Origin of the sequence: Rhodococcus sp. Chr-9 (assembly GCF_000801125.1) — a bacterium.
Taxonomy (GTDB): Bacteria; Actinomycetota; Actinomycetes; order Mycobacteriales; family Mycobacteriaceae; genus Rhodococcus; species Rhodococcus pyridinivorans.
In genome coordinates, this window is record NZ_JTIZ01000015.1 from 1 (window position 1) to 15082 (window position 15082).

The window sequence follows — 15082 nt, forward strand, 5'->3', positions numbered from 1 at the left end:
CAACGGGGTCGATCGACACCCGCCCCTACCAAGTGCGAAGAGCCGTCAAAGGTCTGCTCGAGCGTTACCTCGCGCAGCTCCGGACGCCGAATCCCTGACAGGTCAGGCGGCGTAGGCGGCGATCACGTCGGCGTGCTCGATGCACGAGGTCGCGCCCTCGGCGACGCAGGTGAGCGGACGCTCGGCGGTCTTCACCGGCAGGCCGAAGGCCTCCTCGAGCAGTTGCGGCACGCCGCGCAGCATCGATCCGCCGCCGATCGCCAGGATGCCTTCGGCCATCACGTCGCTGATCGCGCGCGGCGGCAGGTCGTCCAGGCAGCTCGACAGCGTCTGCACGATGCTCGTCGTGGTGGGCCGGACCGCATCCATGATCTCTTCGGTCTCGAGTGTCACCAGACGCGCGCGGCCGGTCGCGGCGTCGCGACCTTCCACCACGAGCGACCGTTCGTCGGCGGTCTCGGGCGCACCCACCTTGGCGCGCTCGGCAGTGAGTTCGCCGACGATGATCTGGTGTTCGGCGCGGAGATACCGGAGGATCGCGCTCGTCAGGTCGTCCCCGGCGATGCGGCAACTGCGGTGCGACAGGACACCGCCGTAGCAGAGAGCGGTGACTTCCGCAGTGCCGCCGCCGATGTCGACGACGAGATGGGTTCGGGGCTCGAGCGGGTCGATCCCGCACCCGATGGCACCGGCGACCGGCTCGGGAATCAATCCGACCTTCCGCAGACCGGCCTCGTGCCCCACCTCGAGCAGCGCACGACGCTCGAGCGGCGTGGCCCCGGCGGGAGCTGCGATGACGCCCACGGGCCGGATGCCGTAGCGACGTCGGGGCGCGAGCTGGGCGAGCACGGCCGTGACGAACGTCCGTGCCGTTTCGAGATCCACGATCACCCCGTCGCGTATGGGGTGGACGGGAGTGATCCCACCGGGTGTGCGGTCGACGAGGTCACTCGCCTCCTTGCCGATCGCGAGCGCTCGGCGCGGTTCCTTCGTCCGCACCATCATCAGCGACGGTTCGTTGAGCACTATGCCCTCGTCGGGCGTTCCGACTACGGTGTTGGCTGTTCCGAGATCGATACCGAATCCACGCACGTCGGCCTCCGAGAGGATCCCAGCGAAATTTTCCGGATGGTGTCCAACGGCATCGTGATGATGTCGTGTACCGCTCAGGTTACCGCCGCCGAATTCTGTTACGCGCGTTGTTCACCGGAATGATATGCCGCGTTGTGCCGCTGAGTGCCCCGCTCGTCTCGGATGACCGGATCAGGCGGGATCGAGTTGCAGCACAACCTCGACGCGACCGCGTTCGTCGCGTGTCGCGACGGCATGGCCGGTGCGTTCCTCGTCGTCGAGTTGGATGCTCATGGGAGCACCGGCGCCGAGAAAGTTGCGCCACCAGGACTTCTCGTCGGGCATCGCGACGCCGATCATCACGGAGTCGCCCGAACGTCGGTAACTGATCGGCAACGTGATCGTCCTGCCGGATTTTCGACCCGTGTACCTGATCGGTGCGACATAGCTGCGGATCCGGTTACCGATGACGGGTAGACCGGCGGCTGCCATGACCATGGAGTTGAAGGGGCCTGCGAGACGGAACAACGTACCGGCAACTGTCATGTCTACCTCCCGCAGACACGGTACGGGAAGGCGTAACCGTCCGACATCGGTTCGACTTCGGCCGGCCCACGACGATCTTCGCGCAGTGGGCCGACGCGCACGTCGACGAGTTCCGCTGAGGTCTGTTCCTCTGTCGAGCCCTACCCCTCTTCGGACGCGGTGCCAGGAGGAACCGGTATCACCGCGGTCGTCAGGGTGATGCGCATCCGGTCGTCACCGGTATCCGTGCGATACGGGGCGAGGATGTCGGCGAGCCTGCTCTGGATATCCGCGAGATCGTCGGTCGTGACGTAGAGCGGGGTGGTCCCGAAACCCAGATAGTCCCGCAGGCTCCGGTCGTCGTCCCCGATGAACTTGTCGAAGCTCTCGCCGAGCGCACCCAGGAAGGTGACGAAGGCATTGCGCAGTTCGGCGTCGCTCATCGCCGCGAGGTCGTCGTGGCCGACGTGTGCCATGCGGTCGCCGAGCGCGAGGGTGCGTTCGACGGTTCCGCGCACGCGACGTTCGTCGACGACGGTGACGATCTCGGCGTCGATCAATGCTGCGACGTGTCGGTAGAGCGTGGCCTGGGTGACGTCGGGGAGTGCCGACCGGAGTTCGCTCGTGGTCAGCTGCCGTCCTCCGAGTTGCTGCACGATCCGCAGTCGAACCGGATGCAGCACGACTTCCGCGATCGGGGACGTCTTCGCCATCGGTACCTACCCATCATTGTTATCACCGTGATAATGTTCTCAGTGCTGTAGTCAGTTTACCGTCGACGGAAGGTCCGACGTCATGGCCGAAACGACATACGACAACGCAACCCTCCACCTGTCCTTCTCTCGGTGGGAAGCCTTCATGGTCCGCCGATCCGCGATGGAGGTGCCGATCTCGGCGATCACCGGCGTGGAGGTCCTTCCGGGATGGACGTCCGAGATCCTCGGCATCAGATCGGGCATGGTGATCTCCGGCTTCTTGAAGGTGGGCACCTTCCGGCACCCGCGCGGCATCAAGCGCCTGGTCGCCATGAAGCGAGGTCATCCGGTGCTGCGTGTCGCGCTGGGTGGCCCGGGCGTCGAGTTCGACGAACTTCTCCTGAGCTCTCCGGAGGCGTACACCCTCGCGGACGGCCTGCGTTCGGCCGGGGTTCGATGAGCGGCGGCGTCAGTCGGTGAGTTCCGCGAAGAGCCCCTGCGCCGCCTTCACGGTGGCGTCCTCGTCGCCGGCGATGACGGCGGAGACCAAGGTGGTGTGTTCGGGTTCGAAACCCAGGCCCGTGACGCGGACGTGCCGGTCGATGGTGCGGCGGATCGACGGAAGCAGCGAGTCGTAGAACTCGAGGTACACCGCGTTGTGGCTGGCCTCGACGATGCCGCGGTGCAGGGCGACGTCGGCGGCCACCGCGGCGTCGATGTCGGATCCGGCGAACAATCGGTTGCGCTCGGCGAGCAACTGTTCGAGCCGGGCCACGTCGTCGGGGGTGCGCCGGCGCGCGGCCAGGACGGCGGCGGTGACGTCGAGGGCCTGCCGCAGTTCGAGCACATCGCGTTCGTGGGCCGTGGCGAAATACTTGCCGAGGGTGCCGGTGACGTCGGAGGTCGCGAGGACGTAGGTGCCCGAGCCCTGGCGACGTTCGAGCATGCCGGTGTGGACGAGGGCCTGCACGGCTTCGCGGACGGTGTTGCGGCCGGTGCCGGTGAATTCGCACAGGTGCGGTTCGGTGGGGATCTTCTCACCGACCTTCCAGCGACCGCTGCAGATCTCACTGCGCAACTGCTCGGTGACCTGCTCGATCAGGTTCGTTCGCTGAACAGGTTTTTCCGAAGTCATCCCATCATCCTATGATTTCCGGTGTGAGTCTTCTGCGTGGCCGGCTGCTGGTGTTCTGTGCGATCGCGATGTCGGCCCTCGTGCTGAGAGTTGCGGTCACCTCGTTCAGCCCGCTCGCCGCGCAGATCAGTGAGGAGATCGGCTTCTCGTCCACGGTCGTCGGTGTCTTCGGCATGATCCCGACCGCGATGTTCGCGGCCTTCGGCCTCGCCACCCCGGCGCTCGGCCGACGATGGGGACTCGAACGCACCGCGCTGATCGCCATGCTCATGGCCGGCGTGGGCATGGCGACCCGCGCGCTCATGACCGACACCTGGTCGCTGCTGCTCCTGTCGGGGCTCGCGCTCGGTGGGATGGGCATCGGCAACGTCGTCATCCCTCCTCTGGTCAAGCGCTACTTCTCCGACACGCTGGCACTCGTCAGCTCGGTGTACATCGTCGGCGTGCAGCTGAGCACCATCGTGCCCGCCTTCGTCGCGGTTCCTCTCGCCGACGCCTTCGGCTGGCGCGTCTCGCTCGGAGTGTGGGCGCTCGTCGGATTCGCTGCGGCCGTTCCGTGGGTGTGGGTGCTGCTGCGTCATCGGAATGCCGATGCCGGGGAAGTGGCTCCCGTCGACCGGAACGTCGACGGCAGGGTCTGGCGGTCGCCGGTGGGTTGGGGGATGGTCGGCATGTTCGGCATGACGTCGCTCGTCACCTATTCGATGTTCACGTGGATCCCGGACATCCTCGCCGACGCCGGTGCCAGCCCCGCTTTCGGAGGCGCGATGGTGGGGCTGTTCGCCCTGCTCGGACTGGTCTCCGCATTCGGCGCTCCGTCACTGTGCGCGCGGATGACGAATCCGTTCCCCGTGGTCGTGGCGTGCGCGTCGTGCTTCCTCGTCGCCTTCGCAGGCCTGTGGATCGCGCCGATGAGTGCACCGATCCTGTGGATCGTGCTGCTCGGACTCGGGCCGAGCACGTTCCCGATGGCCCTGACCCTCATCAATCTGCGCTCCCGCAGCCACGCCGGATCCGCAGCCCTGTCGGGATTCACCCAGGGTGTCGGCTACACCGTGGCGTGCCTGGGCCCGCTGCTGTTCGGTGTCTTCCACGACCTCACCTCGGGCTGGGCGGCCTCGTTCGCCTTCATGACGGTCGCCGTCGCGGTACTGGTGGCCGGCGCCTATCAGGCCTGCAAGCCGCGGGTGGTCGAGGACAGCTGGAACACCCGCCCGATCTCGGTGGGTTAGACACCGCTCAGCGGGGACGAACCCACCCAAGTCGTATGGCTGCTCTACTGGAAGGAGATACCGAGAGCAGAGGAGGACCTCGATGAGCGACACGAAGCCGAACACCGTCTCCGCGGAGTGGCTGTACGAGCAGTTGGGGGACGAGGACCTCGTCATCGTCGACGCCACCGTGCACCTGAGCACGCCGCCGGACGGGTCCGTGCGCGTCGAACCCGGGTTGGCGACCTACCTGGAAGAGCACATTCCCGGCGCGGTCTACGCCGACCTGTTCACGGACTTCTCCGATCACGAAGCGCCGCAACCGTTCACCGCGGCGTCGTCGGAACGGCTCGCCACCGCCGCCGGTGCGGTCGGCATCGGTGAGGGACGCCGTGTGGTGCTGTACGACCAGAAGAACGGCATCTGGGCCGCGCGACTGTGGTGGCAGCTGCGGCTCGAAGGTTTCGGCGACGCCGCCGTGCTCGACGGCGGACTGCCCGCCTGGAAGGCTGCCGGCTATCCGGTCTCCGACGAGCAGGTGGTCCCGCACGGTGCGACCTTCACCTCGCAGCATCGGCCCGAGCTCGTGCGGTCGACGGAGGAGATCGCGGCGTCGCTCGACGACCCGAACACGCTGATCATCAACGCCCTGGATCCTGCGACCTACCGCGGCGAGAGCCCGTCCTACCCGCGGCGCGGACACATCCCCGGCAGCATCAACATCCCCTTCGGCGACCTCGTCGACCCGTCGACCGGACGCTTGAAGCCGGCGGCGGAACTGCGCGAGATCTTCGACAAGGCGGGTGCCCTGAATCCGGACGTCAAGCCGGTGACCTACTGTGGCGGCGGCATCGCGGCCTCCGGACTCGCGCACGCGCTCGCAGCTGCAGGTCGGTCGGACGTTGCGGTGTACGACGGTTCGCTCAACGCGTGGACCGCCGACGAATCCCTGCCGCTCGTGGAGGGCCCCGACCCCCGCTGATCCTCCGAAACCTCGGTGTTCTCGACGTCGTATAGCGCCGTCGAGAACACCGAAGTCGGTTTCACCGTTGCATCAGTTAGAGCAAACATGATCTAATCGCTGCCACAAGCGAAAGGCGGCGATGATGATCGCATTTCTGAACTCGACGGCATTCACCGCACTCGGTACGCCCACCACCTGGGCCGAAGTGTTCGGCTTCGTCAGCGGCGCGTGGTGCGTGTATCTGGTGGGACGGCAGTCGATCCTCAACTGGCCGATCGGGATCGCCAACAACCTCGTGTGGATCCTGCTCTTCGCGACCGCCGGACTCTACGCCGATTCCGGACTGCAGGTCGTGTACATCGTGCTCGCCGTGTGGGGTTGGAGCAACTGGGCGCGGGGCAGCGACGGGGATGCCCTGCCGGTGACGGGCACGAACACGACCGAGTGGAGCGTGCTCGCGGTCGTCGGTGTCGCTGCGGTGATCGGGCTGACAGCGTTACTGGAGGTCGCGACGAACTCGACCGTCGCGTTCTGGGACGCGACCACCACCGTGCTGTCGTTGCTCGCGACGTGGGGGCAGGCGAAGAAGCGGTGGGAGTCGTGGCTGCTCTGGATCGTCGCCGACCTGATCTACATCCCGCTCTACCTGCACAAGGGACTGACGCTCACGGCGTTGCTGTACGCAGGTTTCCTGCTCCTGTGCATTCGGGGCCTGGTTGCCTGGCGACGCTCCATGGCGGTCGAGCGGCAACTGGTGGAGGTGCAGTGATGTATCGGCACGCACTCGTCATCGGGAAGTTCTATCCACCTCACGTCGGTCACCATCACCTCGTCCGGCGCGCTGCGGAAATCGCCGAACGCGTCACCGTCGTCGTCATGTCCTCTGCAGCAGAGACGATTCCGTTGGGTGACCGCGTGTCATGGATGCGCGAATCACACGCCGTCGACACGGCGGTCACCGTGACGGGAATTCCGTGCGACGCACCGATGGACCTGGAATCGGACACCGTATGGGCCGCGCAGGTCGCCTGTATGAAAGCAGCCGCGCGCACCGTCACCGATGTTCCGGTCGATGCGGTGGTCTCCAGCGAGAAGTACGGCGACGAGCTCGCGCGACGCTTCTCGGCCACGCACGTGTGCGTCGACCCGCTCCGTGTCGCGCATCCCGCCTCCGGCACAGCCTGCCGTAATGATCTCGCCGGGCGCTGGGACGATCTCGACGCACCGGCCCGTGCCGGCCTCACGACCCGCATCGTCGTCCTCGGCTCCGAATCCACGGGCACCACCACCGTGAGCCGAGAGTTGGTGCGTCGATTCCGAAATCGCGGTGGTGTGTGGGAACGAACCGGCTGGGTGCCGGAATACGGACGACAGGTCACCTACGACAAGCTCCGCACCGGAACCGTCGACGACATCGTGTGGGCCGGCGACGATTTCGAGAACATCGCCGTCGAACAGACGCGACTCGAGGAACAGGCAGCACGGGAAGGGTCTCCGCTGCTCGTCTGCGACACCGACGCGTTCGCGACCACCGTGTGGGAGCGACGCTATCTCGGCAGCAGTGAACGGGCGTGGCGCGGTGTCCGCGACCGGCAAGCGCTGTACTTGCTCACCGACCACAACGGTGTTCCGTTCGTGCAGGACGGCATCCGGGACGGCGAACACATCCGCGCGCAGATGACGGAGTGGTTCGTCGACGCGCTCACTGCCACGGGACGCTCGTGGGTGATGCTCACCGGCAGTCTCGAGGAGCGGGTCGACCTGGCGGAACTGGTGGCGGACCAGGCATTGCGGCTGGGCTCGCAGTTCGGCGCGCCGCTGTAGCGTCGAAATTCGTCTTCCCCCTTTCACGTTATACCGGATCCTCGGCCCTCATGAGGATCGAAAATTGGGTTCATACTCGCCCACACAGCATTGAAGTCGCAGGTGGGGAGCAGGAATGGGTTACATACAGAATCTTCGGGAGACCGACCGCACGGCGGTGTCGATCGTGGGTGGCAAGGGAGCGAGCCTGGGGGAGTTGTGGCGCCTCGTGCCGCTCCGCGGCAATACGTCCGCCGACGACGTCGACGTGCCCGACGGGTTCTGCGTGACGACGGACGCCTATCGAACGGTGCTCTCCGAGCTACCGCGTATCGATGACCTGCTCGAGCGACTCGCGAAGGCCGAACCCGACGACATCGCAGCGCTGAGCACACAGATCCGTACGGAGATCGAAGAGTGCACGATCCCCGGTGACATCGCGGAGGAGATCGCCGCGCGGGTCCGCGAACTCGGGGAGGACGTGCCCGTCGCGGTGCGCTCGTCCGCGACCGCCGAGGATCTGCCGACGGTGTCGTTCGCCGGGCAACAGGACAGCTACCTGGACATCCGGGGTGTCGAGGACGTTCTCCGGCACGTGAGCAGGTGCTGGGCCTCGTTGTTCACCGAGCGTGCCGTCGCCTACCGGGTGAACAACGGTTTCGACCACCGGAAGGTGTACATGGCCGTGGTCGTGCAGAGGATGGTGTTCCCGCAGGCATCGGGTGTGCTGTTCACCGCCGATCCCGTCACTTCGGACCGCACGGTGTCCCGCGTGGATGCGGTCGCCGGGCTCGGTGACGACCTGGTGTCGGGCTTGGTGAACGCCGACGCGTACGCGGTGCGTGCCGACGAGGTCGTGGACCGGACGCAACGGCAGGAGACACCGGTGCTGAGCGACACGCACCTCGTCGAACTCGTCGGGTTGGGCAGGCGCCTCGAAGCGCACTTCGGGCGTCCCCAGGACATCGAATGGTGCCTGGCCGACGGCGTCTTCCACATCGTGCAGAGTCGACCGATCACCACGCTGTTCCCCGTCCCGGAGGCCGGCGACGACGACAATCACGTGTACCTGTCCGTCGGACATCAGCAGATGATGACCGATCCGCTGAAACCGTTGGGAATCTCCTTGTGGCAGTTGACCAGCCGTGCGCCCATGCGACACGCGGGTGGGCGGCTGTTCGTCGACGTCACGCCCATGCTGGCCTCACCCACCCAGGGACCGGGCATCGTGGACATGATCGGCAGGTCCGACCCGCTCTTCGGCGACGCGCTGCGAACCGTGCTCGATCGAGGATTCGTCCCGACGCGCCCGGATGACCCTGCCGCCTCGCGGGTCGGCCTGCCACCCGCTCCGGACGAGATCGACCCGGCCGTCGTGCCCGAACTCGTCGCGCGCAACGAGGCCGCGATCGCCGAATCGGCGCGTCGCATCGAGAACGAAACCGGTTCGGCACTGCTCGATTTCATCCGCGCCGACATCCGCGAACTGCAAGAGTCGTTGTTCGGTAAACAGGTCGGAGAGGTGCTCGCCGCCGGTATGCACGCGGCCGAGCGGCTCAACGAGGTGGGGCAGGAATGGTTGGGGGAGAAGAACGTTGCGGACGTCGTCTCGCGCTCGGTGCCCTACAACGTCACTTCGGAGATGGGGTTGGCGCTGCTCGACGTCGCCGATGCCGCACGCCCGTACCCGGACGTCGTGGCGTTCCTGCGGCAGGTCGACGAGGAGGGCTTCGACGACGCACGCTTCCTCGACGAACTCGGCGCGCGTGAGGGCGGACCGCAGGTACGAGCGGCACTCGAGGACTTCCTCGACAAGTACGGCAGGCGGTGTGTCGGGGAAATCGACATCACCCGGCCCAGATGGGGTGAGCGCCCCACGATGCTGGTCCCGATGATCGTGAGCAATCTCGACAACTTCGAAACCGGTGCCGCGACAAAGCGTTTCGACGATGGTCGCCGCCAGGCGGAGGAGAAGAAGCGCGAACTCCTCGAACGTGTGCGGGGTCTGCCCGACGGAGAGCAGAAGGAGCGGGAGATCGAGAGGCTCGTCGACCGGGTCCGCGCTTTCGCGGGATATCGGGAGTATCCGAAGTACGGCATGATCGGCCGCTACTTCGTCTACAAGCAGGCATTGTTGCGGGAGGCGGAACGTCTCGTCCGAGCCGGGGTGATCGACGACGAGGAGGACATCTTCTTCCTGCGGTTCGACGAACTCGAGGACGTGGTTCGCGCGCCACGACCGGTCGGTGACCTCGTTGCGGAGCGGAAGCGGGAGTTCGCATCGTTCGCCACGCTCACGCCGCCTCGGGTGCTGCTGTCGACAGGTGAGACGCTCACCGGTGCGTACAGCCGTGACGGCCTGCCCGACGGGGCGCTACCCGGTATCGCGGTGTCCACCGGTGTCGTGGAGGGCCGCGCCCGCGTGGTCACCGACATGGACCGGGCCGATCTCGAACCCGGTGACATTCTGGTCACGGCGTTCACCGACCCCAGCTGGACCCCGGCGTTCGTCACCGTCAGCGCGCTGGTGACGGAGGTCGGCGGCGTGATGACGCACGGCGCGGTCATCGCGCGCGAGTACGGGCTGCCGGCCGTCGTGGGTGTCGAGGACGCGACCCGCATCATCCGCGACGGACAGCGCATCCGCGTGCACGGCACGGAAGGGTACGTCGAGATCCTGTCCTGACCGGCGCCTCGGCAGCGCGACGTGTGAGGATTGTCGTCGTCGTGCAGCGGAGGAGGCCGAGTGAAGAGTGTCGAGGCGGCGGAGAGCAGGACGTTGCCGGTCTACGAGGCCGGCGAGATCGACGTGCCGTTCGTCATCGCAGGCATGGACGAACTCGTCTCCCGCGAGACCCGCTTCGAGCCGCATTCGCACCCGACGCACGAGCTGCTGTGGAACGACCGAGGTGCGTCCAGCGCGACCATCGGGTCGCGCACATGGACCATCACCTCGACGATGGGACTGTGGATTCCGGCGGGCCTGCTGCACTGGGGTGTCATGCCCGCCGGAACCTGGTACCGCACCGCGCATTTCGGGATCGACTCCGCTCCCTCGCTGTCCGACGGTCCGGTCGCGGTGGAGATGGCACCCCTGCTGCGACTGCTGCTCGACCGGCTGGCGGACGATCGTCTCGGCGACGAGTCGCGGTCGTTGACCGAGCGCATGGTGCTCGACGTACTCACCCCCGCCGAGCACGAACTGATGGTGCAGGTGCCGTCGTCGACGGTCGTGCGACCGATCGTCGAGGCGATCGCCGAGGACCCGAGCGATCCGCGGACGCTCTCGGATTGGGCGGCCGAACTCGGGGTGAGCACCCGCACCATCACCCGCACCTTCCGGTCGGAGACCGGCCTGAGTCTCGGACGCTGGGTCGCGGCGGTCCGTGCGCAGCGAGCGGTGATGCTGCTCGGCCACGGCACGGATGTCGACGACGTCGCCGAACAGGTGGGCTACCGATCGGCGAGCGCGTTCGGCGCGGCCTTCCGTAGGGTCACCGGCACGACACCGGGAATGTTCCGGGTGGGCTGATGTCCCGATCGCTACAGGGGATGTCCCGATCGAGCGATTGCGTCGGATTCGGGCGAACATTACGGTTTAGGCAAACCTCGCCTAACTGCCGCCAGTGGTAAGGCCGAGCCCCCACCCCGTACGAGAGTGAGTTCTGCCTCCATGCGTTCGAAGCGCCTCCTGACGATCGCCGCCGCATCCGTCGCGGTCGCCCTCGGTCTCACCGCCTGTGGATCCTCCGACTCCTCGGACACCGCCGACTCCGGCTCCGCCGGTTCGGGCGAGTACCCGATCACCATCGAGCACGCGCTCGGCACCGTCACCCTCGACGAGAAACCCGAACGCGTCGCCACGGTCAACTGGGCCAACCACGAGGTGCCGCTCGCGCTCGGCGTCGTACCGGTGGGTATGGCAGCCGCCAACTTCGGTGACGACGACGGCAACGGCATGCTGCCGTGGGTCGAGGAACGTCTCGAGGAACTCGGCGCCGAGACCCCCGTGCTGTTCGACGAGACCGACGGCATCGACTTCGAGGCCGTGTCCGACACGAACCCCGACGTCATCCTCGCCGCCTACTCCGGTCTGACGCAGGAGGACTACGAGACCCTCAGCGAGATCGCTCCCGTCGTCGCGTACCCGGAGGCTCCCTGGGCCACCTCGTGGCGCGACATGATCGAGCTCAACAGCGCCGGCCTGGGCATGGCCGAGGAGGGCGAGGAGCTCGTCGCGAGCCTCGAACAGGAGATCGCCGACGCGGCCGCCGCCCACCCCGAACTCGAGGGCAAGGCGACGATGTTCCTCACCCACGTCGACACCGCCGACCTGAGCCAGGTCAGCTTCTACACCGCCAACGACACCCGCGCCGCCTTCTTCGAGGACCTCGGACTGGCCACCCCGAAGAGCGTCGCGGACGCCTCCACCGACGACGCCTTCTCCAAGAAGGTCAGCGCCGAGCAGGTCGACGTCTTCGACGACGTGCAGATCATCGTCACCTACGGCGACCAGGAACTCGTCGACGCGCTCGAGGCCGACCCGCTGCTGTCGCAGATGCCCGCCGTCCGCAACGGCTCGATCGTCTTCCTCGACGGCTCCGGGCCGCTCGGCACCGCAGCGAACCCGACGCCGCTGGCGATCTCCTGGGTTCTGTCCGACTACGTCCAGCTGCTCTCCGACGCAGCTGCCAAGACGAACGCGGAGTGACCGCACTACACGACGAGTCGATGCCGAGCGCCTCCGAGAAGGGGCGCTCGACCATCGGCAATTCCGTCTGGCTTCTCGTTCTGCTCGGTGTGCTCGTCCTGCTGGTGATCGCATCGATCACGATCGGTTCGCGCAACGTCGACTGGGCCGACATCGTCGCGGCTCTCGGCGGCGCCACCGACAACATCGGTCAGGGCGCGATCGCCAAACGCATCCCGCGCACGGTGCTCGCGCTGCTGGTCGGCGCGGCGCTCGGTCTCGCCGGCGCCGTGATGCAGGGGGTGACCCGTAATCCCTTGGCGGACCCGGGCATTCTCGGCGTCAACATGGGTGCTTCGCTCGCCGTCGTGATCGGCATGGCATGGTTCGGATTGTGGACGCAGACGTCGATGATCTGGGTCGCGATCATCGGTGCCGCCGCCGCTGCGGTGTTCGTCTACACGATCGGGTCGCTCGGGCGTGGGGGAGCGACACCCCTCAAGCTCGCCCTCGCCGGTGCCGCCACCTCGGCGGCGCTCGCGTCGTTCGTCACCGCCGTGATCCTGCCGCGCGGCGACATCGCCGGCAGCGTGCGGTCGTGGCAGATCGGCGGCGTGGGTGGAGCGAACTTCGACGCCATCTCCCAGGCGTTGCCGTTCTTCGTCCTCGGCTTCGCCATCTGCCTGCTGTCGGCGCGCAGCCTCAATTCGCTCGCGCTCGGCGACGACATGGCCGCCGGTCTCGGCGAACGGGTCGCTCTCGCCCGCGGCATCGCCTCGCTCGGTGCGGTGCTGTTGTGCGGGGCGGCGACCGCCATCGCCGGCCCCATCGCGTTCGTCGGCCTCGTCGTGCCGCACCTGTGCCGGTTGCTCATCGGCATCGACAACCGGTGGTTGCTGCCGTTTTCCGCTCTCGTCGGCGCGGGATTGCTCACCGCCGCCGATGTCGTCGGCCGCATCGTGGCGCGACCCGCCGAAATCGACGTCGGCATCATCACCGCGCTCATCGGAGCGCCCTTCTTCGTGTACATCGTCCGACGGCAGAAGCTGCGCGAACTGTGACAATCACACTCGAGACCACCGAACCCGACATCGACGAACTCGCCGCGAGCAGAGTGCGGCGCGGACGGCGTCGACACCTCGTCATCGCCGTGCTCACGACTCTCGTGGCCGCAGCCTTCGCCGCGAATCTGATGTTCGGCAAGACGTTCTATCCGCCCGCGGACGTGCTGCGCGTCGTCCTCGGACAGGACGTGGCCGGCGCGAACTTCACCGTCGGACGCCTGAGACTTCCCCGCGCGGTCCTCGCGGTGGTCGCCGGAATCTGCTTCGGGCTCGGCGGCATCACCTTCCAGACGATGCTCCGCAACCCGCTCGCGAGCCCCGACATCATCGGCATCAGCTCCGGGGCCGGTGCCGCGGCGGCCTTCGCCATCATCGTGCTCGGACTCGGTGGCACCGGGGTGTCGGTCGTCGCGATCATCGCCGGTCTCGCCGTGGCTCTCCTGATCTACGGCCTGTCCTATCGCGGCGGGGTGGCGGGCACACGCCTGATCCTCATCGGCATCGGTATCGCCGCCATGCTCGACAGCGTCACCTCCTACCTGCTGAGCACCGCGGCGACCTGGGATCTGCAGGAGACGATGCGCTGGCTCACCGGCAGCCTCAACGGTGCGACGTGGGGTGCGACGGTGCCCGTCGTCGCCGCCCTCCTGGTGCTCGGGCCCGTGCTGCTCGTGCAGACACGCAACCTGTCGATGGTCCAGCTCGGCGACGATGCCGCGCAGGCACTCGGCGTGCGGGTCGAACGCACACGCGTGTTCGCGATCGTCTCCGCGGTCGGACTCATCGCGTTCGCGACCGCCGCGGCCGGACCCATCGCATTCGTCGCCTTCCTGTCCGGCCCGATCGCCGCGCGGATCGTGGGGCGGGGCACGTCGCTGTTCGTCCCGGCGGCACTCGTCGGGGCGCTGCTCGTGCTGGTCGCGGATTTCGTCGGCCAATACGCCTTCGGCACGCGCTACCCGGTGGGGGTGGTGACGGGTGCGCTCGGCGCGCCCTATCTCGTCTACCTCATCATTCGCTCCAACCGCGCGGGAGGCTCGCTGTGACCGCAACGCACGCCCTGATCGCCGAGAACCTCGAACTCGGCTACGGCAACCGCACCGTCGTCGAGAACCTCGACCTGCAGGTGCCGCCGGGGCGGATCACGTGCATCGTCGGCGCCAACGCGTGCGGGAAATCGACGCTGCTGCGGTCGATGTCGCGACTGTTGTCGCCGCGCGGCGGCCACGTCCTGCTCGACGGCAAGGACGTCCACCGCTTGCCCGCCAAGAAGCTCGCCCGCACGCTCGGGCTGCTGCCGCAGTCGCCGATCGCCCCCGAGGGCATCGTCGTCGCCGATCTGGTGGGCCGCGGTCGGCATCCGCACCAGCGGGTGCTCTCGCGCTGGAGCCGGGAGGACGACGCGGCAGTGGCCGATGCGCTCGCCGCCACCCACACCACCGAACTCGCCGAGCGTTCCGTGGACGAACTGTCGGGCGGTCAGCGGCAGCGCGTGTGGATCGCGATGGTGCTCGCGCAGCAGACCGACCTGCTGCTACTCGACGAACCCACCACCTTCCTCGACGTCAGCCACCAGGTGGAGGTGCTCGACCTGCTCACCGACCTCAACCGCGACCGCGGGACGACCATCGTGATGGTGCTGCACGACCTCAACCTCGCCGCGCGCTACGCCGACCACCTCGTCGCGATGGCCGACGGCAGCATCTATGCGTCGGGGGATCCCTCCGAGGTGCTCACCGGGGAGACCGTGAAGGCGGTCTTCGGTCTGGACAGTCGCGTGATCTCCGATCCGGTCTCCGGCAAGCCGCTGGTGCTGCCGGTGGGTCGGCACCACATCATGTGACCGTCCATCCGCTACACCATTGGTCGTCCGCTACGGCAATTCGCTGGTTGTCAGGATGTTCGTGAGACACCTGGCAATCAG

The 15082-nt window shown here is 67.2% G+C and carries 15 protein-coding genes; 11 read left to right on the forward strand and 4 right to left on the reverse strand.

Annotated elements, in window-relative coordinates:
* Positions 1 to 102: 102 nt before the first annotated feature.
* The 3 genes from QR64_RS01790 to QR64_RS01800 form a co-directional block, all read right to left on the reverse strand.
* On the reverse strand, positions 103 to 1092 hold the full coding sequence (locus tag QR64_RS01790; RefSeq protein ID WP_024103618.1) for a rod shape-determining protein: 990 nt from the start codon (positions 1090 to 1092) through the stop codon (positions 103 to 105).
* 171 nt (positions 1093 to 1263) lie between these two features.
* Entirely contained in the window at positions 1264 to 1617 is a 354-nt protein-coding gene (locus QR64_RS01795; protein ID WP_006552824.1) for a hypothetical protein, read from the reverse strand.
* A gap of 140 nt (positions 1618 to 1757) precedes the next feature.
* The gene (locus QR64_RS01800) at positions 1758 to 2309 is read right to left on the reverse strand and encodes a helix-turn-helix domain-containing protein (RefSeq protein ID WP_019288188.1); all 552 of its coding nucleotides are present in this window, start codon (positions 2307 to 2309) and stop codon (positions 1758 to 1760) included.
* Between the two features lie 82 nt (positions 2310 to 2391).
* On the opposite strand from QR64_RS01800, the gene QR64_RS01805 reads away from it, so the two are divergent.
* On the forward strand, positions 2392 to 2751 hold the full coding sequence (locus QR64_RS01805) for a hypothetical protein (protein ID WP_039583803.1): 360 nt from the start codon (positions 2392 to 2394) through the stop codon (positions 2749 to 2751).
* 9 nt (positions 2752 to 2760) lie between these two features.
* Here the strand turns inward: QR64_RS01805 and QR64_RS01810 are convergent, their stop codons facing one another.
* The gene (locus QR64_RS01810; protein WP_039583805.1) at positions 2761 to 3426 is read right to left on the reverse strand and encodes a FadR/GntR family transcriptional regulator; all 666 of its coding nucleotides are present in this window, start codon (positions 3424 to 3426) and stop codon (positions 2761 to 2763) included.
* Positions 3427 to 3437: 11 nt separating this feature from the next.
* Between QR64_RS01810 and QR64_RS01815 the strand changes: the two genes are divergently transcribed.
* The 10 genes from QR64_RS01815 (at position 3438) to QR64_RS01860 (ending at position 15001) form a co-directional block, all read left to right on the forward strand.
* Positions 3438 to 4658 carry an MFS transporter gene (locus QR64_RS01815; protein WP_006552828.1) on the forward strand — a complete coding sequence of 407 codons (1221 nt, stop codon included), beginning with the start codon at positions 3438 to 3440 and terminating at the stop codon, positions 4656 to 4658.
* Positions 4659 to 4740: 82 nt separating this feature from the next.
* A complete protein-coding gene (locus QR64_RS01820) occupies positions 4741 to 5619 on the forward strand; it encodes a sulfurtransferase (protein WP_039583806.1) in 879 nt (292 codons plus the stop codon).
* 121 nt (positions 5620 to 5740) lie between these two features.
* On the forward strand, positions 5741 to 6370 hold the full coding sequence (gene pnuC / locus QR64_RS01825; protein ID WP_039583808.1) for a nicotinamide riboside transporter PnuC: 630 nt from the start codon (positions 5741 to 5743) through the stop codon (positions 6368 to 6370).
* Complete coding sequence (locus tag QR64_RS01830) at positions 6370 to 7425, forward strand: AAA family ATPase (RefSeq protein ID WP_039583809.1); 1056 nt, start codon at positions 6370 to 6372, stop codon at positions 7423 to 7425. The genes pnuC and QR64_RS01830 overlap by 1 nt, the downstream gene beginning before the upstream one ends.
* 115 nt (positions 7426 to 7540) lie before the next feature.
* Positions 7541 to 10090: a phosphoenolpyruvate synthase gene (gene ppsA / locus QR64_RS01835; RefSeq protein WP_039583810.1), complete on the forward strand. Its 2550-nt coding sequence runs from the start codon at positions 7541 to 7543 to the stop codon at positions 10088 to 10090.
* 60 nt (positions 10091 to 10150) lie between these two features.
* Complete coding sequence (locus QR64_RS01840; protein ID WP_039583812.1) at positions 10151 to 10936, forward strand: helix-turn-helix transcriptional regulator; 786 nt, start codon at positions 10151 to 10153, stop codon at positions 10934 to 10936.
* A gap of 141 nt (positions 10937 to 11077) precedes the next feature.
* The gene (locus QR64_RS01845; protein ID WP_039583813.1) at positions 11078 to 12115 is read left to right on the forward strand and encodes an iron-siderophore ABC transporter substrate-binding protein; all 1038 of its coding nucleotides are present in this window, start codon (positions 11078 to 11080) and stop codon (positions 12113 to 12115) included.
* 20 nt (positions 12116 to 12135) lie between these two features.
* On the forward strand, positions 12136 to 13155 hold the full coding sequence (locus tag QR64_RS01850) for an iron ABC transporter permease (protein ID WP_052227166.1): 1020 nt from the start codon (positions 12136 to 12138) through the stop codon (positions 13153 to 13155).
* On the forward strand, positions 13152 to 14204 hold the full coding sequence (locus QR64_RS01855) for a FecCD family ABC transporter permease (RefSeq protein WP_033098035.1): 1053 nt from the start codon (positions 13152 to 13154) through the stop codon (positions 14202 to 14204). The genes QR64_RS01850 and QR64_RS01855 overlap by 4 nt, the downstream gene beginning before the upstream one ends.
* Positions 14201 to 15001 (forward strand): ABC transporter ATP-binding protein, encoded by an 801-nt coding sequence (locus QR64_RS01860; protein ID WP_033098034.1) that lies wholly within the window; start codon positions 14201 to 14203, stop codon positions 14999 to 15001. The genes QR64_RS01855 and QR64_RS01860 overlap by 4 nt, the downstream gene beginning before the upstream one ends.
* The last annotated feature ends 81 nt before the right edge of the window (positions 15002 to 15082 follow it).

Excerpts from the sequence above, each read along its gene's own strand:
- QR64_RS01815 (WP_006552828.1), top strand. The coding sequence starts at position 3,438 with ATGATTTCCGGTGTGAGTCTTCTGCGTGGCCGGCTGCTGGTGTTCTGT.
- QR64_RS01850 (WP_052227166.1), top strand. The coding sequence starts at position 12,136 with ATGCCGAGCGCCTCCGAGAAGGGGCGCTCGACCATCGGCAATTCCGTC.
- QR64_RS01810 (WP_039583805.1), bottom strand. The coding sequence starts at position 3,426 with ATGACTTCGGAAAAACCTGTTCAGCGAACGAACCTGATCGAGCAGGTC.
- QR64_RS01795 (WP_006552824.1), bottom strand. The coding sequence starts at position 1,617 with ATGACAGTTGCCGGTACGTTGTTCCGTCTCGCAGGCCCCTTCAACTCC.
- QR64_RS01805 (WP_039583803.1), top strand. The coding sequence starts at position 2,392 with ATGGCCGAAACGACATACGACAACGCAACCCTCCACCTGTCCTTCTCT.
- QR64_RS01820 (WP_039583806.1), top strand. The coding sequence starts at position 4,741 with ATGAGCGACACGAAGCCGAACACCGTCTCCGCGGAGTGGCTGTACGAG.
- pnuC (WP_039583808.1), top strand. The coding sequence starts at position 5,741 with ATGATGATCGCATTTCTGAACTCGACGGCATTCACCGCACTCGGTACG.
- QR64_RS01800 (WP_019288188.1), bottom strand. The coding sequence starts at position 2,309 with ATGGCGAAGACGTCCCCGATCGCGGAAGTCGTGCTGCATCCGGTTCGA.
- QR64_RS01845 (WP_039583813.1), top strand. The coding sequence starts at position 11,078 with ATGCGTTCGAAGCGCCTCCTGACGATCGCCGCCGCATCCGTCGCGGTC.
- QR64_RS01830 (WP_039583809.1), top strand. The coding sequence starts at position 6,370 with ATGTATCGGCACGCACTCGTCATCGGGAAGTTCTATCCACCTCACGTC.
- ppsA (WP_039583810.1), top strand. The coding sequence starts at position 7,541 with ATGGGTTACATACAGAATCTTCGGGAGACCGACCGCACGGCGGTGTCG.